Source organism: Agarivorans sp. QJM3NY_33, assembly GCF_050870865.2.
GTDB lineage: Bacteria > Pseudomonadota > Gammaproteobacteria > Enterobacterales > Celerinatantimonadaceae > Agarivorans.
The window spans coordinates 4,958,005-4,977,254 of record NZ_CP194039.2 but is presented as its reverse complement, the minus strand read 5'-3'; the positions used below and the strand labels follow the sequence as shown (position 1 = coordinate 4,977,254).

Annotated in this window: 16 protein-coding genes and 2 pseudogenes; 14 read left to right on the top strand and 4 right to left on the bottom strand. The window is 42.1% G+C overall.

Annotated elements, in window-relative coordinates; all coding sequences use genetic code 11:
• Positions 1-162 precede the first annotated feature (162 nt).
• The gene (locus tag ACRRSY_RS22520) at positions 163-801 is read right to left on the bottom strand and encodes a phage integrase N-terminal SAM-like domain-containing protein (protein WP_432464073.1); all 639 of its coding nucleotides are present in this window, start codon (positions 799-801) and stop codon (positions 163-165) included.
• Positions 802-915: 114 nt separating this feature from the next.
• Between ACRRSY_RS22520 and ACRRSY_RS22515 the strand changes: the two genes are divergently transcribed.
• Together ACRRSY_RS22515 and ACRRSY_RS22510 are read left to right on the top strand one after the other, a co-directional pair.
• The gene (locus ACRRSY_RS22515; protein ID WP_432463495.1) at positions 916-2,145 is read left to right on the top strand and encodes an ISL3 family transposase; all 1,230 of its coding nucleotides are present in this window, start codon (positions 916-918) and stop codon (positions 2,143-2,145) included.
• 255 nt (positions 2,146-2,400) lie between these two features.
• Positions 2,401-2,769, top strand: coding sequence for a VOC family protein (locus ACRRSY_RS22510; protein WP_432464072.1), 369 nt, complete (start codon positions 2,401-2,403; stop codon positions 2,767-2,769).
• 35 nt (positions 2,770-2,804) lie between these two features.
• Here ACRRSY_RS22510 and ACRRSY_RS22505 read toward each other — a convergent pair.
• A pseudogene (locus ACRRSY_RS22505) lies at positions 2,805-2,918 on the bottom strand (IS110 family transposase); the annotation flags it as partial.
• A gap of 272 nt (positions 2,919-3,190) precedes the next feature.
• On the opposite strand from ACRRSY_RS22505, the pseudogene ACRRSY_RS22500 reads away from it, so the two are divergent.
• The 3 genes and pseudogenes from ACRRSY_RS22500 to ACRRSY_RS22490 form a co-directional block, all read left to right on the top strand.
• Positions 3,191-3,283: pseudogene (locus ACRRSY_RS22500) on the top strand (group II intron maturase-specific domain-containing protein); the annotation flags it as partial.
• Between the two features lie 58 nt (positions 3,284-3,341).
• Positions 3,342-3,800 carry a transposase gene (locus tag ACRRSY_RS22495; RefSeq protein ID WP_432464071.1) on the top strand — a complete coding sequence of 153 codons (459 nt, stop codon included), beginning with the start codon at positions 3,342-3,344 and terminating at the stop codon, positions 3,798-3,800.
• A gap of 255 nt (positions 3,801-4,055) precedes the next feature.
• Positions 4,056-5,378: a DUF6602 domain-containing protein gene (locus tag ACRRSY_RS22490; RefSeq protein WP_432464070.1), complete on the top strand. Its 1,323-nt coding sequence runs from the start codon at positions 4,056-4,058 to the stop codon at positions 5,376-5,378.
• A gap of 76 nt (positions 5,379-5,454) precedes the next feature.
• Here ACRRSY_RS22490 and ltrA read toward each other — a convergent pair whose 3' ends face one another.
• A complete protein-coding gene (gene ltrA, locus ACRRSY_RS22485) occupies positions 5,455-6,786 on the bottom strand; it encodes a group II intron reverse transcriptase/maturase (protein WP_432461015.1) in 1,332 nt (443 codons plus the stop codon).
• Positions 6,787-7,427: 641 nt separating this feature from the next.
• Between ltrA and ACRRSY_RS22480 the strand changes: the two genes are divergently transcribed.
• Positions 7,428-8,201, top strand: a complete 774-nt coding sequence (locus ACRRSY_RS22480) for a hypothetical protein (protein WP_432464069.1) — start codon at positions 7,428-7,430, stop codon at positions 8,199-8,201.
• A gap of 1,519 nt (positions 8,202-9,720) precedes the next feature.
• Here ACRRSY_RS22480 and ACRRSY_RS22475 read toward each other — a convergent pair.
• Positions 9,721-10,875 carry an IS110 family transposase gene (locus tag ACRRSY_RS22475; RefSeq protein ID WP_432455334.1) on the bottom strand — a complete coding sequence of 385 codons (1,155 nt, stop codon included), beginning with the start codon at positions 10,873-10,875 and terminating at the stop codon, positions 9,721-9,723.
• A 124-nt stretch (positions 10,876-10,999) separates the two neighbouring features.
• Here ACRRSY_RS22475 and ACRRSY_RS22470 point away from each other — a divergent pair, with 124 nt between their 5' ends.
• The 8 genes from ACRRSY_RS22470 to ACRRSY_RS22435 all read left to right on the top strand — a co-directional run bounded on the left by ACRRSY_RS22470 (position 11,000) and on the right by ACRRSY_RS22435 (position 19,237).
• Complete coding sequence (locus ACRRSY_RS22470) at positions 11,000-11,395, top strand: DUF3465 domain-containing protein (RefSeq protein WP_432455335.1); 396 nt, start codon at positions 11,000-11,002, stop codon at positions 11,393-11,395.
• 750 nt (positions 11,396-12,145) lie between these two features.
• A complete protein-coding gene (locus ACRRSY_RS22465) occupies positions 12,146-12,883 on the top strand; it encodes a glucose 1-dehydrogenase (protein ID WP_432455336.1) in 738 nt (245 codons plus the stop codon).
• A 230-nt stretch (positions 12,884-13,113) separates the two neighbouring features.
• Positions 13,114-14,268 carry an MFS transporter gene (locus ACRRSY_RS22460; protein ID WP_439033340.1) on the top strand — a complete coding sequence of 385 codons (1,155 nt, stop codon included), beginning with the start codon at positions 13,114-13,116 and terminating at the stop codon, positions 14,266-14,268.
• Between the two features lie 133 nt (positions 14,269-14,401).
• Positions 14,402-14,608, top strand: coding sequence for a hypothetical protein (locus ACRRSY_RS22455; protein WP_432464067.1), 207 nt, complete (start codon positions 14,402-14,404; stop codon positions 14,606-14,608).
• 227 nt (positions 14,609-14,835) lie between these two features.
• Positions 14,836-15,186, top strand: a complete 351-nt coding sequence (locus ACRRSY_RS22450; RefSeq protein WP_432455339.1) for a hypothetical protein — start codon at positions 14,836-14,838, stop codon at positions 15,184-15,186.
• A gap of 152 nt (positions 15,187-15,338) precedes the next feature.
• The gene (locus ACRRSY_RS22445) at positions 15,339-16,127 is read left to right on the top strand and encodes a DUF2971 domain-containing protein (RefSeq protein ID WP_432464066.1); all 789 of its coding nucleotides are present in this window, start codon (positions 15,339-15,341) and stop codon (positions 16,125-16,127) included.
• A 167-nt stretch (positions 16,128-16,294) separates the two neighbouring features.
• Entirely contained in the window at positions 16,295-16,873 is a 579-nt protein-coding gene (locus tag ACRRSY_RS22440) for an HD domain-containing protein (RefSeq protein ID WP_432464065.1), read from the top strand.
• 1,008 nt (positions 16,874-17,881) lie between these two features.
• A complete protein-coding gene (locus ACRRSY_RS22435) occupies positions 17,882-19,237 on the top strand; it encodes a GGDEF domain-containing protein (protein WP_432464064.1) in 1,356 nt (451 codons plus the stop codon).
• Positions 19,238-19,250 lie beyond the last annotated feature (13 nt).

Below are 19,250 nucleotides of genomic sequence, written 5' to 3'. Positions count from 1 at the left end.
CTGTGTTGCTCATTCTCAAGGGCGTTGAAGTAAACACTACACTCAAACAGACTTCAACTTTGCTCCCTTGTTCATTTGCGCTACTCGGCGAAGATGATGGGATTTAAAAGCGTAATCTTGGCTATCGAGAGTGAGAAAGGTTTTTGTTTTTAGAATGGGTGTCTAGTTTATTATTCGGGCTAACGCGTAAGGCATCGTCGTTCCAGCATAATGTAGACTCATATCGTGAGCAAAAACACTTTTGCTCACGAGAATGTTATCGCGAAGCTTTGGGATCAAGTTAGGGGGTAACAAAGTCACGCGATCTTTATTTCCTTTGCCTTGCCGTACGGTGATTGTATTTTGATCAAAATCTAAGTCTTTAATCCGTAATCTCAAGCATTCACTGAGTCTTAGTCCCGAACCGTAAAGCAGTGAAGCCATGATCTGATAATCCGCGGGTAAATTCGCAATCACTTGGCTCACTTCAGCTCGAGTAAAAACCACGGGAATGTTGACTCGTTTTTTCGCGCGTTTCGCCTGAATTCCAATCATTTCGATACGTAGTACTTTGTTATAGAGAAACATTAAGGCATTAAATGCGATGTTTTGAGTCGCCGGAGCGACTTGCCTATCGACCGCTAGATGAGTTAGAAATCGTTCAATATCAGCAGCTCTGAGCTTTGCTGGGTGCTGCTTGTGATTAAAATACAAAAAACGTTTTATCCAATGCCAATAGGTTTGCTCGGTGCGAATACTGTAATGGTGCTGATAAATCGTATTTCTAAATCGCTGCTGGAGCCGCAATGGTGTGTTTGACATGTTGCGCACTTTTTGTCTGTATATATATGGCTCTTCACCGAATGTAGTGGAAACACTTTCAACAAACATTAATGAGCGAGATAATAAGTAAACGTTCATGAATACCTCGCGACCATGCAAGACACGACGCTTTATCAATCCATTCTTGGATTAACTCATCCTTGGGCTGTTTCATCTGTTGAACTCAATGAGTCAACCCAAACCATCACCGTACGCGTTGACTATGACCGAGCTTCATTAACGGCTTGCCCCTCTTGCGGTAAGGCTGTTCGTCGACACGATACTCGGCGGCGGGTTTGGCGACATTTAGATACCTGTCAGTTTGAAACACGTATTGAGGCTGAAGTCCCTCGAGCTGATTGCCCAGAGCATGGAGTGCAAACACTTCAAGTGCCTTGGGCGACAAGTAACAGTCGCTACACAGAGCTGTTTGAGGCTCGCGTTATAGAGATGCTTAAAGTCAGTTCCTTATACGCGGTGAGTAAAACCTATCGGCTTAGCTGGGGAGCCATCGACCGTATTATGGCACGAGCCGTTCAACGCGGTCTGACAGCCAGAACCACCATGAACTACCAAGACCTGTTGGTCGATGAAACGGCATTTAAGAAAGGCCATGACTATGTCACGGTATTATCCAATCGTGATGGTCAGGTGATATCGGTTGAAGACGGTCGAACAGGCCTGAGCTTATCAGCTTGCTTTAAGGCATTGCCCCCTGAGTCAACAATGGTTACACGTTCCATATCGATGGACATGAGCAGAGCATATATAAACGCAGCATATGACTACTTCGGTGAGCGGGCTAAGCAAATGATAGCCATAGACCATTTTCATATCGCAAAGGTGCTCACTAAAGCGGTGAATGAAGTGAGAAAAAGCGAACTCATGGCGTTGCCCCAGCATTTAAAAAGAGAGTGCCACCAAACACGGTATGGATGGTTAAAACGAAACAGCCACCTACATGGGACATTGAGAGAAAGAGTGAATGCGCTGGCCAAAATGATGCAAAATACTGGCTTGAGCTGGATATTCAAAGAGCAAGCAAGAGCCATTTGGTATGGCGATGCAGCTAACGCCAAAGCGGCTTGGAATGATTGGTTGGCACTCATAAAGGTCAGTCAAATCAGGCCGATGATGACAGCAGCAGAAACCGTGAAAACGCACTTAAAGGGCATCATCAATGCGATGCGTTATAAGGTATCAAATGGCTTAGCGGAAGCGATAAATGGAAACATTCAGCGCCTAAAAATACGTTCGATGGGTTTTAGAAATAAAGAACGCTTTAAGCGAGCTATTTTATTTCACTTTGGAGGGCTTGATATGACTTTCCACCAAGAACGGTGAAGAGCCATATATATACAGTATTTTTAATTTCGTTTGCGTCATTTGTCAAAGTAATCAATGATAGAAATGGATCGACGATTGATTGATTCCAAGTAAAAAACTAAGGTAGACAATGGGTTAATATCAAATCATAAATTGATGAGCGAACGTGATGAAGATCATGTTTTTTGTGATAGGACGCGCGCTCATTGAATGGGATAGACCGCACGTGCGGCCTACTTAGCGTTAGGCATCAAAAATATAACGGATATTATTATGATAATTGACCACGTTGGATTTTCAGTATCAGACTTTAAAAAAAGTGATGAATTTTATTCCAAATCTTTGGCTCCTCTGGGAATTGAAAAAATAATGGCGTTCGAAGGGAGTAGCGGTTTTGGGAAGAAAGGAAAAGCAGAGTTTTGGCTTGGAAAAGGTAACCGATCACAGTCACCCCTCCATGTAGCCTTTGCCGCCGACAGTCGAAAGCAGGTAGACCAGTTTTATGAGGCAGCTTTATCTTCTGGTGGAAAAGATAATGGTGCGCCAGGAATAAGAGAGCGATATCACCCTAATTATTATGGAGCTTTTGTCATTGATCCTGATGGCCATAATATTGAAGCAGTTTGTCACCATATAGAATAATGCCTAACAAACGACTATGGTGTCAATAAGTTAGATTAAATTATTTTTGCATCCCATAAGGCGCCATCTCGTAGCATTGAGTTTAGGATGGTTACCATCTTTCTTACGCATGCAATGATGGCTACTTTTTTAGGTTTCCCTTCAGCTAAATGAGCAATAAACAAGACACCCATTTTAAAAACAAAAACCTTTTCTCTCGATAGCCAAGATTACGCTTTTAAATCCCATCATCTTCGCCGAGTAGCGCAAATGAACAAGGGAGCAAAGTTGAAGTCTGTTTGAGCGTAGCGAGTTAGTTCAACGCCCTTGAGAATGAGCAACGCAGGGTTTAAGAAGATGCAGTACAAAATAAACTAGACCCCCATTCTAAAAACAAAAATCTTTCACACTCCCGATAGCCAAGATTACGCTTTTAAATCTCATGACTTATCAACTCGCTAAAGTGAGTCAATACCTCCGAGGCTGGATAAACTACTCTGGTATCGCGAATTGCTATCAACTGTGCGTAGATCTAGATCACTGGATAAGGCGCAGAGTGCGAATGGCCTACTGGCGAGAGAAAAAGCGAACTCATGGCGTTGCCCCAGCATTTAAAAAGAGAGTGCCACCAAACACGGTATGGATGGTTAAAACGAAACAGCCACCTACATGGGACATTGAGAGAAAGAGTGAGTGCGCTGGCCAAGATGATGCAAAATACTGGCTTGAGCTGGATATTTAAAGAGCAAGCAAGAGCCATTTGGTATGGCCATGCAGTTAACGCCAAAGCAGCTTGGAATGATTGGTTGGCACTCATAAAGGTCAGTCAAATCAGGCCGATGATGACAGCAGCAGAAACCGTGAAAACGCACTTAAAGGGCATCATCAATGCGATGCGTTATAAGGTATCAAATGGCTTAGCGGAAGCGATAAATGGAAACAATCAACGCCTAAAAATACGTTCGATGGGTTTTAGAAATAAAGAACGCTTTAAGCGAGCTATTTTATTTCACTTTGGAGGGCTTGATATGACTTTCCACCAAGAACGGTGAAGAGCCATATATATACAGTATCTTTAGTTTCGTTTGCGTCATTTGTCAAAGTAATCAATGATAGAAATGGATCGACGATTGATTGATTCCGAGTAAAAAACTAAGGTAGACAATGGGTTAATATCAAATCATAAATTGATGGGCGAACGTGATGAAGATCATGTTTTTTGTGATAGGACGCGCGCTCATTGAATGGGATAGACCGCACGTGCGGCCTACTTAGCGTTATACGTTTCTCAAGGATGGAGTTCACCGATGATTATTAAAGCCTCTCAACTCTTAGAGTTGTTTATTCAAGAAGAAACAACAAAGTTAAAAGGGTTTGATATGCCTCACATGCCTACACTAGGTAGTGCATATGAAGAAGTTACCAAACAAGGCATCGACCAAGCATTTATCCTTCCGCAAAATCTCAATTTACAAGTAGTGTCTGGTTTTATATCAGTTGGTGGTGAAATGTTGCCGGAACAGATTGATTGCATGTTGGTTCATGGTGATGGTGTTCGGTATGGACTAACAGACGAGTACATCTACGAAATAGAAAATATCCTTTGTATTTTTGAAGTTAAGAAAACTTTGAGGAAAAAAGATTACATTGATGCATTTGAACATTTAGGTGGAATAAGAAAGAGGTTCTCTGAACACTTTGAAAATAAGTTAAGAACTGAAAATTATGAGCCTGATATCTCAATTGCTAGAAAGCACTTCTCTCAAATTACTGGAAAAATAGCACCAGAGAAATACTTGGATATACATCATCTTTCAAAAAGTGACGGTATTTTATTTTATGCCTTGGTGCAGGAATCATTAGCTCCAGTAAGTATTATTCATGGTTACGAAGGTTATAAAAGTGAGAATGGATTAAGAACCGCTTTTATAAATATCCTTGAAGAAAAAGGTAAAGATGGTGGTCAAGGACTTGGAGTTCCTAGCCTGCCAACATTGGTAACCTCTAATGAATATTGTATTGTTAAAGGTAATGGTATTCCTTTTACTGTAATTAAAGATCAAGATTCTTGGGTTATATCTTTCTCGACTAGGCATAATCCAGCAAAAATGATCTTGGAATTAATCTGGTCTAAAATCGCAATATTTTTTGATGTGAAAATGCCATGGGATGATGGACTTCACATGGACAATATTCAACCCTTGCTTTTAGCAATACCTAAAGAAATAGAAGATAGAGCTGGATGGTTGTATAAAACTATAGAAATGAAAGAAAAAGACTTAATTCGAAATAATGACAATGTTTGGGCACCGTATACTATAGGTACAGCTGAAATGTCCGCAATAAATATAATGGCAATGCAAGGCGGTTATTTACCATTAGATGAAGGTATGCAAGATCACCTACAAAATAATGAAAACTCTAGCTTAGAGCATGTTATTGGCTCTCTAACTAACAGTAGAGAATTTATGATTGATGGAGATTATTTGAGACCTATTAATGGTCTAACGCTTGTGATTACAAATGATGATGGAACTGGTTTTGTTTCATCTGAACGTGAAAAATTCGATTTGTGGTGTGAAGAAAACAAAATAAGACCTACTTATATGAATATGATTTTTATGGAATAAACGTATAATCGGGTAGCCGAAGGTATCTAGCCTCCAGCCCCCACAACACCCTGCATGCGGCTCCGCACAGGGCGTTTCACTTAGAATGGTGAAGCTTAATCCATCCATCTCGAAGCGCAAATAGACCTTGGGATGCTAAATAAGCATTCGATAATGCTTGTTGGATCCCCGGTGTTTTCGAGCTTCTCCATGGGCCTTTACTGGTTATGCCACAGGCTACCGCGGCTTGAACATGTACTCCTCTACGCATCAGATTTCTTACTTTGGTTCTCGGTTTTCGCCACTGTCGCCAGTAGGCCATTCGCACTCTGCGCCTTATCCAGTGATCTAGATCTACGCACAGTTGATAGCAATTCGCGATCCCAAAGTAGTTTATCCATCCTCGCAAGTATTGGCTTACTTTAAATAGCTGATAGCCCATCGACACGCCCCAGTTACGGTTTGTTAGACGCCTAATTTGTTGTTTAAAACGGTGTAACGTTTTGGCGTGAATTTGCAGCCGTCCCGCTTTAAAGGTAAACCCTAAGAACTTACTCTTCGCCGTTTTAACCACCTGACTTTTGGCTGTATTAACCACAAGTTTTAAGCGCCGTTGCAAGAAGCTACTAATGCTCGTAAGCACTCGTTCACCCGCACGCTGACTTCTCAGCAAAATGGTAAAATCATCGGCGTAACGAGCAAACTTGTGCCCTCGCTTTTCCAGCTCTTTGTCCAATGGATCGAGCATGATATTGGCCAGCAAGGGCGATAATGGTCCCCCTTGCGGTACACCTTCTCGACTTTCCTGATAGCACTGGTTATGGATAAAACCCGCTCTCAGGTATTTTCCAATCAGTGTAAGTAGCCGTTTATCTTGAACTCGATTTCCCAGCTGACTCATGAGCAGATCATGGTTAACTCGGTCAAAGAATTTAGATAAGTCCACATCAACCGCAAAACGTCGGCCTTGCTTGATGATGCCTTGAACTTGCTTCACCGCTTGCTGCCCATTCTTGTTTGGCCTAAATCCAAAGCTGTTCGCTGAGAAACTAGGGTCAAAAATGGGCGTAAGCACTTGAGCTATGGCCTGTTGAATAACACGGTCTAGCACCGTTGGGATCCCCAGTTGGCGTTTACCGCCATCGGGTTTGTCAATCTCCACACGGCGAACCGGTTTAGGCTGATACTGGCCATTACGCAGCGCAGCAGCAACCTGCTTCCAGTGTAGTTTTGCCCAAGAAGGAAATGCATCAATGGACATGTTATCCACTCCAGCAGCCCCTTTATTGGCTCGAACACCTTGCCACGCGAGCTGAATATTCTGCCGCGTTAGCATATGTTCGAATAGATGTTGGCTAAAGGTTGGCTGCGAGTTATTACGCTGAATCGCATCTACGCCGGACGGCGAATGGGTGTTCAAGTTTAACAAGGCTCCTCCTTTATTCTAAGTGTTCAGGCCTTCACCGTGTCCCAACCATTACGATGGGCGTTGGGCTACTATGCCGTCTGCTGACTTCTGCTTAATCACCGTTTGAGTTACCCCAAATAGCGCTATCGTTGTTCATCGTATTTGCTCACTTAAGTTGATGAGAATTAAGTGCCAGGCCTGTTGAACTAGCGGCCAAGCTAGTGAGTTAAACGATCGCCTGTTAAGCAGATCTCCCCAGATAAGAACATGCACTGTCTCTGCACTGCTGCATCATTTACGGTGGCCGTTAGATCACATGGCTTCGTTGTCTTGTGCCAACTCGCCTCCAGCCTACGCCTCATATGATGTTTTTGTTCATCAGCTCGCAGATTTGCGTCCGGCTTCCTTCAGACATTCCCTCGCGGCAATGCCCTTGCCATTCGCTAGTAGTTAGCGTTTAATAATCAGAATGTTATTAAACGGTGACCTTCCTACAGAGGACTTTCACCTCATTAGTTCATGCCCATGCTGGGCGTACACAAGAGCTTTAAACGGAACTAAAACAGTTGGCTCAGTTTCGCTTCGCTTCTCATTTTAGCCAACTATTTTAGTCCGCTTAAGCTGGCGTTAGCTGTAGTCTTAATTTATACATGGAGTGTAATATGGATCCTAAAATCATTGCTGCATTGATAGGTAGTGTAGGTATTTTTTTCGCCGCACTATTAGGTTATGTAGGGTTCTTTTTTAAAAGTAGATTAGAAATTAAAAAAAGTGCCCGGAAAGTGTTGTTTATTCTTCTCGAAATACGCCACCAAACTATAAGGTCAATGTTTGACCCCAAAAATGCAACAAAAAATTACTTAGAATATATATCTACAAAAGTGGAAGATCGAGGGTATCCAATGGGGGATATTAGTGCAGATAACCCACTACATAAAATGATTACAACTCATTTTGAAAATTTATCTACTACGTTAAAAGAAGATATGCACACAAAGCTTCTTGAACCTTACGATGATTCTTTAGCTGAGTTTGCAACTATTAATCCTATTCTGGCATATAGATTGCGAGGAAAGGAAAAACTAGAAAAAGTCATTTCTCACTCACAGAATTACGTAGAAAACTATAAAAGTGAAATTGAATTGCAAGTAGCAGAAACTTCGTTTAAAAATGTCATATTTAATAGTTCAAATAACTTATTAGAAGAATCTATAACAGAGCTAGTTAAAGACTTAGATTGCGATATTTTATTGCTAGCTAAATATTGTGGTTTAAGGGATTTTTGGACTTGTAAGCAACTATTGACAAACTATAAGGTTAAAGTAGAAGGCACAGATTTCTCTGCTGCTGACCATCTTATCGATAATATTATTGATAAGATAATTATAGCAAGTAAGAATTTAGAAAATGAAAATGAACCGCCAGTAGTTGCTTGATCTCGTTAAATACAGCTAATCGGGTAGCCGGAGGTATCTAACCTCCAGCCCCCACAACACCCTGCATGCGGCTCCGCACAGGGCGTTTCCTGAAAACGATTAAAATACAACGGCCGATTAGCTCCTTTGCATTCCAATGATGGCTTCTGTTTTTTTTGCGCCATGACTCCTCAGTCCGGTCGGATACGGAGACAATGAGCTGCACAGGCTCCTCATTGATTTTCAGGTTCAGGCCTTCACCATGTCCCAACCATTACGATGGGCGTTGGGCTACTATGCCGTCTGCTGACTTCTGCTTAATCACCGTTTGAGTTACCCCAAATAGCGCTATCGTTGTTCATCGTATTTGCTCACTTAAGTTGATGAGAATTAAGTGCCAGGCCTGTTTGAGCTAGCGGCCAAGCTAGTGAGTTTAACGATCGCCTGTTAAGCAGATCTCCCCAGATAAGAACATGCACTGTCTCTGCACTGCTGCATCATTTACGGTGGCCGTTAGATCACATGGCTTCGTTGTCTTGTGCCAACTCGCCTCCAGCCTACGCCTCATATGATGTTCTTGTTCATCAGCTCGCAGATTTGCGTCCGGCTTCCTTCAGACATTCCCTCGCGGCAATGCCCTTGCCATTCGCTAGTAGTTAGCGTTTAATAATCAGAATGTTATTAAACGGTGACCTTCCTACAGAGGACTTTCACCTCATTAGTTCATGCCCATGCTGGGCGTACACAAGGCATTTAAACGGAACTAAAACAGTGGGTTAGGTTTCGCTTCGCTACACATTTTAACCCACTATTTTAGTCCGCTTAATGCGGCGTTATAGGCCCAAGAATGATTAAGCCAGCACTTGCGATTATCGCTATTACTGTTTTGCTTGCATCTTGTGTAAGCCCTGAACAATTGGAGAGTCGTTACAATAGTCTCGGTAGCAAATGTGTATCCATCGGTAAAAGTATGAGCGCTGTTGAAAAGTGCATTGGCGTCGAGTTTCGTGAAAGCACATACCAAAATAAAATAGTGAGAGATCACCAGTCATGTAAGCCATATTGGGGGTTCCCATTTATGCAGTCTTGCGGTGGTATCAAAGTCATTTATGATCAAAACAAGGCCGTTACCAAGTGGCTAGCATGGGGGCAATTTGACGGTGTATAGCTATAACAAGTCAATCAAAGTTCGCCTTCGGCTGGACGCGCTAACGCGAGCCCTTTATTGAGGCGTTGATATGACCCCCACAGTCAATATAAAGCGCAGAAATTTCGACTCTTACATTTGAGAGCCTACTACTTGTTTTGGGTATAGTGTTACCGCATAGATGAAGCAAGTAACTTCGTTGGTTCTCATGCTGATATGCGTGGATTACTCACTATTTGATGAGTAGAGCCAACCTTACTTATTTCGTCGTGGCACCTGGCTTCAGTCTATGCTCGAGGTTCAATAAAGCCTGCGCTTTACTGCCATCCTAACGCCGTCGGTGGTTGTGCCACACCCGATGCTTCATCCAATGCGATAACACTAATTCTTGGCTCATGCGGGCAATCTCGAGATACGTGTTCTAGGGTCAACGATACTCACAACGACCTCTCTGGCGATTGTCCAGATATACGCGATCATTTCTCGAGCTATTGCTGCCACAACAATGTTTCGGTGCTTTCCTTGTTGGAGTAAACGTTGATAACGACGACATAATCGTTGTTGTGCGTGCCAAGCAATATCGACAACTTCTTTAGGTAGCCCTTCTTGTCGCCGTTGTAATTCAGTAGAAATATTAGCTTTGTGTTTATAGGAATGAGCGCCTTCAATGAGCAGGCGTCTTGCTCGACCATTCCCACATTTGGTTAGACTGCCTCGTCGTGTTTTATTTCCACTTGAGTTTTCACTCGGCACTAAACCGAGGTAAGCCATCAATTTTCTTGGGTGATCGAATCGTCTCAAGTCTCCAAGTTCTGCGATGGTTCCTAATGCGACGAGTAGACGAACCCCGCGCATGGCTTGAATCGCTTTCACAACGGGATAGTATCGCCAATTTTTAACTTGATGGAGCAGCTCATTGTCGAGACGTTGTAAGCGTTGAATTCTCTCGCTGATAGTCATGATCATTTCTTGTAAGACGCTCTGTTGGCTATGGTGTGGCAATATAAGCTCGGTTAACCAACGCAGGTGTTGTTTCGACCAATTGTCTTTCACCTTGGCTTGTATGTTGTTGCGTAGTAAGAATCCTTTGAGCTGAAACTTTGCATCTTTTAAATCTTTCATTGCAGTTTCTCTGGCTCTGGATAAGTCGCGTATCGCCTCGTCTTCTGCTTCAGGAACATAGATAGGAGTGAGTTCTTCTGCCTTGAAGTGTTTTGCAAGCTTGGCTGCATCACGCATGTCAGTCTTAATTCTATCTCCAGGTTTTTTAGGGATAAGTGATGGCGCAACGACGTAACAGCAATGCCCAAGACTTGTGAGCAGGCGATAGGTCCAATATCCACAAGGTCCTGCTTCGTAGACGAAATGTAACGTAGCTTTTGGATACTTGGATTGCAGTTGTTGAGCCAGTTTGATGAGCGCCGATTTGTTCGATTTAATCCGGCCTAAGTGCTCAGGTTTAGCCCCACGATGTTCTTGTAATACAGCCACTTGTATAAAGGACTTATGCGTATCTAAGCCAATAAAAATTATGTTATCGTTATTCATGCTAGCCTCGAGCTTTAGTTGTTAACACACTAAGTATGGCTCTGGCTTCGCGCTAACCCACGACAATGGAGGCTAGCACCTCGTGGGGGTCATTATGTCTATAAAGCTGGGGAAGGTTTGGCATATGCGTAAATTATTTAAATCCATATTTGTCGTATTTGTTTTACTGCAATCTATTAATCTTGTTGAAGCTGCGTCAGTAAAATCAGCCTATGAAAACCATCAAAGCGATGTACAGGTTAAAGGAAGTGGGACGGTAATTCGTATATTAAAAGATGATAATGAAGGTTCGCGTCATCAAAAATTTATTCTAAAGTTGCCATCAGGCCAAACGATTCTAATTGCTCATAACATTGATCTTGCTCCCAGAATCGATTCAATATCTAAAGGTGATCAGGTTCAATTTTATGGTGAATATGAATGGAATGAAAAAGGTGGTGTAGTTCACTGGACTCATTATGACCCTAATGGTCGTCATGTTGACGGTTGGTTAAAGCATAATGGCAGTACGTATAAATAGCTTTATAACAAATAAGGATAGGTGTCGCGCAGTCGACACCTTATTCGGGTGTTGAACAAGCCCGATGCTCCCTTCTATAGTAAATAACGGTGTTGATGTTGGCGGGGCCAAGGCCTTGTTCGTTTTCGCAAGGCGAGTTTGGCTAAGATGGGGTGAACGGCGTTAAGCCCTTCCCCGTCTGGCGTAGTGCTAAGTTGTTATTTTTTGTGTGTTTTCATCCTCGTGTTAAGCCCTGCCATTCTCCTTATACTGTTCGCCTTTTGGCTAGCTCGTTCGGCTAATGCCTGTGCAGTGCATGGGGTGTTGGCAACAAGGGCATGGTCGAGTGGCGCTGTGGTTGTCGGTTTGGAGTGCGGCGAGCGCGTAGCTGACACCTTGGTCTCCTTACAAAAGAATAAACTATTGAAACACTCACCCCAACTCGCTTGATTGCAGCTTTCAATGGCAGTTTTTATCACTTGTTCAATGTTTTGATTTTGTGCGATACACCTTTGATACGCCAGTTGAGCAAAAGTGTGCATGTAACAGTCTGAAATAAAAAGTTTTATTTGGTGGCTAATATTCAAGCAGTATTTTTGGGGGCTGGGGATTTTGCGCATCCTGAGTGCTTTAGTCCAGAGGGTTAATAGGATTTTTTTTGGCGATATTTACTCAATCAAACCAAGCTAGCGTATTTACTTTATGAAATTTCCGATGGATGATGAGGGCATTCTCTACACCAGAGCGTAAAAATTCATAAGGAGTATTTGCATGAATAAAGTTGTCATTGTCACTGGCGGTGGTCGAGGAATTGGAGCGGCTACCTCAAAGTTATTGGCCGCAAAAGGATATCAAGTTTGTGTAAACTATCTTGCAAATGCTCAAGCTGCGGAAGCAGTGGTTTGTGAAATAAGAGAGTTAGGTGGTTCAGCATTTTCGTTTCAAGCGGATGTTTCCAATGAAAGTGATGTCATCTCTTTATTTGACGCAACGGAGAAAGCGTTTGGCCCTGTGACTCATTTGGTCAATAACGCAGGCGTTTTGTTTTCGCAAATGACTTTCTCTGAGATTGATCTAGAACGATTCAATAAAGTGATGATGTCTAATGTGACTAGCTGCTTTCTTTGTTCTCGTGAGTTTATTAGGCGCATAGACCCTATAGCGACAGGCTCTATCGTTAATGTTTCATCTGCAGCTTCTCGAAGTGGCGCTCCATTTGAGTACGTCGATTATGCGACATCGAAAGGTGCAATGGATTCTTTGACTAAAGGTCTTTCATTGGAACTAGCTCCAAAGGGGATCCGAGTTAATTCGGTAAGACCTGGTTTTATCTATACCGACATGCATGCCGATGGCGGTGAGCCAAATAGAGTTGAGCGTTTGTCTCCTCAGATTCCTTTGCAACGGGGTGGCACCCCTGATGAAGTCGCCAATGCAATTGTCTGGTTACTATCTGATGAAGCTTCTTATGTTACCGGTTCTTTTATCGATTTGGCTGGTGGGAGATAGCCAATAATCAAACATTAAGAGTGATTTCTAAGGCTTGGTGTCTCTGTTCAAGCTTGGGTTTTATGTTTTTGGTTCAATGATTTCGCTTCGACGCTAGCGGCGCTCACTTCTTCAGGTAAATTCAATTCATTGAGGGTTTTGTCATTCACAAGTTTTTATCTGCGATATCGATTTATCGCGGTTTACCGAAAAATATATATTACTTGGCGATAGCGAGGATGATTCTAGGAATGGGTAATTTCATTATTCCGTTTTTAGTCTTACTACTCACTGACAAGCTAGGTTATTCAGTCACAGTCGCAGGCTCCCTTGCGATGGGTGTTACAGGAACTTATCTTTTGGGTAGCTTTTTAGGTGGGAAGTTATCAGATATCCTGGGTCATAAACGGGTCATGGTTGTCGGTGAGTTGATAGGGGCTCTGCTACTTATTTACTGTGGTTTCGTTTCTGATTCTCCCGTTTTAGTCCCTGCATTTTTGTGCGGTGCTTACTTCTTTATTGGCTTGGCATTACCAGCCAGTAACGCTTTGGTTGCCGACCTTTCTCATGTTAAGAATCGTGATGCGGTGATGTCACTGAGCTACCTTGCATATAATTTTGGCTCTGCTTTAGGCCCTATCATCGCAGGGTACTTATTCTGGAAGCATACTGAGTGGATATTTTTTGGTAATGGTTTGGCTGCATTATTTGGCGTTTTGATTATTGCCATTTTTATTCAAGTGCAACCAGAAACGGAAGCGACAAACGAAAGTGAGTTAGAGCAAGCGGTTTCGGGCTCAGTTTGGACCGTTCTGCAAGCAAGACCACGACTATTATTTTTCACCTTTCTTTGCGGTCTGCTGTGTTACTCACTTAACCAAATGACGATGGCAAGCCCATTATATTTGAGTCATATTTTTGGAGAAACGGGCCCCGTTTTATTTGGACAGTTAATGACTTATGCGTGTGTATTGGTTGTACTTATTACCCCGCTATTAATGAAATTAACTTCCAGTAAGACAGAAACAATTAGCTTGGCATATGCAGGTTTAATGTTTGCATTCGGGTATTTGCTTGTCATGTTGTATCCAACAATTCCGATGCACTTTTTAGCGTGGTTATTTTTATCCGCCGGAGAAGTTTTGCTGTCGACGAAAGAAGGGGTATATCTCGCGAATAACTCTCCATCTAGTCACCGGGGGAGAATTCAGGGGGTACTTGTGACGCTCAGAAATGTTTTGTTGATGCCAAGTTTTATTGTGATCGGCTATTTAATTGATAATTATGGTTATCGTTTTACTTGGTTCAGTGTGATCGCTATTTCTATATTTGCAGCGATTGGGTTTTACTTTATGAATGCCAACAACAGCAAACAGGCATCGCTGGTTATTGAAAAATACTCATAACAAGGCAATAAAATTAGAATTTTACCAATAGCGGTCTGTATAACGAGTTAGCGGCATATCTACTGCATTAAATTATCAAGTGATTATCAGTCGATTTGTTGGATAGATGCATCATGTGCTAAGGAGGCATTCAGTGGTTGAAAGGGGTAATGACCAAGGTTTACCTCAAGTTGCAGGTCCTTATGTTGATGCGACTAAACATAATAAAACGTTTTATATATCGGGGCTTACTGTTTATGGAACTAAGGATCAATCATTTGATATGAGTGGGCAACGTTCGGACATTCTTGGTCAGGAGTCAGCGATCCTTGAGTATGAACGGCGGTCAAAAATTGATTGAGTAAAACTCACCATCTTGGTTCGCAAATTAGCTTGTTACCCTCAATTCGAGAACAACGATGTCACTTCTATGAAGGTTATCTGCCTGTTCTCTTGTGGGTTAATTCATCCCGACTTACAAATAGAAGTAGCGGCCGTCGTAGCGCTGTAGATAAGAACATAAAAAGATGCTTAACAGTGATGTGTCATGTTTGGTATTTTCGATTTTAATTTACGTTAGGGACTTAATTGAAAATTATATATTGGAAGCGACTTCAAAAAATAGCTGCAATCTACATGATTATTGTTGCTGGTTTATTTGCGTTAGACTTGGCGATACTGGGTTTTGTTGAATATGGCGTGAAGACTACCGAATATGTCGGATGTTATGCCTATGACGCGATGCTTATTGGCTTCGAATGCCAAGGATTTGTCGGCTTTAAGCTATTTGCACTGGCTCTAAATTTCCCTTGGTATCATTTATACATGCCGTTTTGGGTTATTTTTAAGCCGGTAGCGTTGTTAGCGGTGATCGCAATGTGGTTGCTTCCTGTCATATTTGTTATATCGACGGTTCAATTGGCGCGTCGCAGAACCTAGCGAGAGTGTTCAAAGGGAGGTAAATTTTTGGCTGTCGCTCATTGTTCGATGATGGCGTTTCATTATTTAAAATAACGTTTTGCTTCACTCCACAATGATTGCCAAGCATTTTTGTCTGCTTAAGTGGACGTTAATTTCTAAGGAAACACTGCGTGTTAATTCGATATCTCAGCAAAGAAAAATTTGAGTGGTTGCTCTCCGATCATGGTTTGTATATTGGGTCTGCTGCTGGTCAAAGTGATCCCAAAGAAGGTCTATATGATAGCTCGACAATCACTAAGGCATTGAAACATAGAATGGGGGATGTTAACCAAGATCTTTTTAGTCGCCTCGACGACTTGAATGAAAACCTAATGCAGCTAAATAGAAAAGATAACTATCTTTCATCTTGGTTCGCCGGTGTAACTGAAACAGCAGAAATGTGGAATGAATATGGTTCTGATGGCGTTGCTCTCATTAGCGACGAGCAGCTTCTTATTAGTTTGCTACCGGAACCTATTACAAATGCTTCAAGTTTTTATGAGATAGCATATAGCGATCAGAAAAAATCAATTGCAATGAATGAACCTCTAAAGTTTAAAGAAGAAAAATATCGGCATGAAAAAGAGTTCAGGTTAGTAGTTGATATGAATCGGTATTCTAAGCTGACTGGATTTGATCGAGAGCAATTTGGGACTGTATACGCAGATGGCAAACCATCATATGAGAACGACTTATTCACGTGCTGTATGAGTGAACAAGGGAAGCGGCAAAGCCACCGCGTCATCAAAACAAAGGGCGATGGTTATGTAATAGCCTATGACTTGAACCGAATAATCAAGCAGATAAGGTTGCATCCATCCGCCTCTAAAGACGATTTTTTAAAAGTTGAAGAACGCCTAAAACAGGCTCAATTAGATGTGACAGTCCAAGTCTCAACATTACGCACTATTGAACGCTAAGTAAGAGGCTTCGCGGGCTGTGTTGTTCTTTCGATTCAGCAGACACTTTATTTAAACAAGCGAAGGCCTTGATATACGCTTCCCCGTTATTTCGCAGCATATGATCCCCGTCGCGTCATGAATAGTTACGAGAACACGGCTTTAGATTTTCCTTCCCGGAGTATGAGATGAGTGATATTCAAAAAGTACTGGACTTCATTGTCGAAATTGAAAAGTTAAAAGATGTACATCGAAAAACACGCCCCGTTGGTCTTGAACGATATGAAAACTCAGCAGAACATTCTTGGCATGTTTGTCTTGCGGCTTTAATGCTGAAAGATTCTGCGAATCAGCCTGTGAATATCGATCGTGTTATCAAGATGCTATTGATCCATGATTTGGGTGAAGTAGATGCCGGTGACACCATTATTTACGCAAGTGAAACGCCAGAACTCAAAAAGAAAGAACAAGCGGGTTTGGCGCGCATTTTTGCTTTGCTTCCTGAAGGACAAGCGGAACAATATTTATCTTTATGGCTTGAATTTGAAGCAGGGGAAACCGCCGATTCTAAATTTGCGAAAGCAATTGATCGTGTGCCACCGCTGCTTCATAACTTACACGGTGACGGACATAGTTGGAAAGAAAATAAGGTCCCTAAAGAAAAAGTTTTCGCTGTGAATCGCCGAATTGCCGAAGGGAGTCAGTCGCTTTGGTCATTACTCGAAAAGAAACTCAATCAAGCCGTGGAAGAGGGGATTTTAAAATAGCAATCAAACAAGATACTTGAGCGGAAAATACCATTGCCTTGATGCTGCAGATACTTTGTTTAAATAAAATGAGGTCTTCCCCGTGCATCCAGAGTGAGAGCGTGAGTGTTCATTTTGCATACAGTTTGATTTCAAACCAACCAGGTTTCGAAAACAGCACAATTAAAGCGACTGTTTAGTAACCAGCTCTCGTTTGATAATTAGTCAACATTTGATTGATAAATGTTCGCGATCTCGCCCTGCCCGTGCATCCCATGATCAGTGCTTATTGGTCTATAAGGACTTTCCAGCGTGGTGAGCCTCAGGGGTATTTGAACTCAGGACGAGCACTATTAGCTGAAACGTCTTACACATTTTTACTTGGCACTTATCCGCGATTGTGCACACCACTGCGCCAGCATTTTGATGGCATTTTCCACATCCGCGTTTCAACCAAAGCCAGCATTGAGGCGAAAACAGTGATCATAGCGATGGTCGGTGGAAAAAATATGCCCTGGTGCAATCCCAATCCCTTGCTTGCGTGCCATAATGAATAATTCTCTTACATTGAGCGACTACTGCGACGGTGGGTCGCGGCTGGCACCGAACTAGCCAGTTTAAATTACGCTGAGAGTTGGCTTGTTTGCTTCTTTAAGCAAATATCGCTTAAGCTTCCTTCCAAAGAGAAAAGTCGGAGTTACTTGTCTGCAATGACTTTGTGGCCCCTTAACGCGGCACTTCTTGGTGATCTTGTTGAGCCTTGTATTCCACAAAATTTGCTTTCATTAGCATTGAGTTGCTCAAAAAACCATCGTTGAGACGTTTCCCTCTTAAGGTCAACAAAAAGTCATCGAGGTGTAGAAGCTTATCTTTACAGTCTACACTGAAATATCTTACCGAGTTTGTGGGCATTTGTGGGGGGGTTTGGTGTAAAGTCGGCCTTTGCTTTTAGATGACCAAATAATAAAGCGCGTCATTTATGCGAATTTACCCTATTTATGCGCTCTTTTTAACGGAAATGCTTAAGTTATGTTGCCATTCAATTTTATCAACGCATCCATAAGTAAAAAGATTAGCAGCCTGTTTGCCTTGCTATTGTCGTTTTTACTGGTGGTGATTATTTATTCAATATATAAATTAAACCTGATTGATAGTGAAATGAAGGAAGTCGCTTATGTTGATATTCCTTTGAATGAAATTATGAGTGAAATTGAAATGTTGCAATTAGAGCAACATATTCTATTAGAGAAATTCGAGTTAAGAGAACAGCGTAAAAGTGAAGATTTTTCGATAGAGCAGCAGTTTACTTATCAAAAGAAGCAGTTTAAGTCCTTGTTGGATAAAGCGGTTAAGGTGATTGCCAACAGCTTGTCTACGCACGAAATAAGATACGATCTGATGGCCCATCAACAACTAATGGCGAAGATCGAGGTCTATCATCAAAAGAGTGATCTTTTTGAGCAGGTGTTGCAGTCGCTCTCATCCTCGCCGCTCCACAGTGCTGCAAAGTTGAAGCAGTTGGAAGATATGGCGAATGACTTAGAAGCCGGAGTGACGTCGATTTTAGAGCGGATTGAAACGATGACGCTTGAAGCCGGTCGTTATACCGAAAAACACGAACAAGAATTTAAATTAGTAAATGTTGCTTTAGGCTGTTGTGCGTTAATTTTGGGCCTTATTCTTACCACTTATATCATCAGACTATTCCACTATCGTATTGTTCGCATTAAGCAGCAAATACAGACTTTCGAATCATCTTTAAGTGATGAAGAACGTAGTCTAGAGAAAGAAGGGTTGCGTTCATCGCAGGATGAGTTGGTTGAGTTAGAGCAAGAGTTAAAGTTGATGATGCGGCGTTTAACTAAAGAAATCACCAATCGAGAGCAAGTTGAGCAACAGTTGCTTGTGTTGGCTACGCAGGATAAGTTGACGGGTGCTTATAATCGACATAAATGGGATGAACAGCTACAGGTACAGCTCAATTTGGCAAAACGAGGTGGTCAATTTAGTTTGATCTTGTTGGATATCGATTTATTTAAGTTGATTAATGATCAACATGGTCATCAAGTGGGCGATCAAGTGCTGATTCATATGGTGGCCGCGTTGAAGGAAAGACTTAGAAATGTGGATCAATTGTTTCGGCTGGGTGGCGAAGAATTTGCAATTCTATTGCCCCTACAAGATGCGGCAGCAGCGACCCATTTGGCTGAAGTATTAAGAGAGATGATAGAACAAATTAATCATGAAGACCTACCTCGCTATACCATTAGTATTGGGGTGACAGAGTATCTTAAGAATGACAATGAAGAGTCGATCATTAAACGAGTCGATAAAGCGCTGTATCGGGCCAAGTCAGAAGGTCGCAACCGCGTATACACCGACTAATATTGTACTAAGA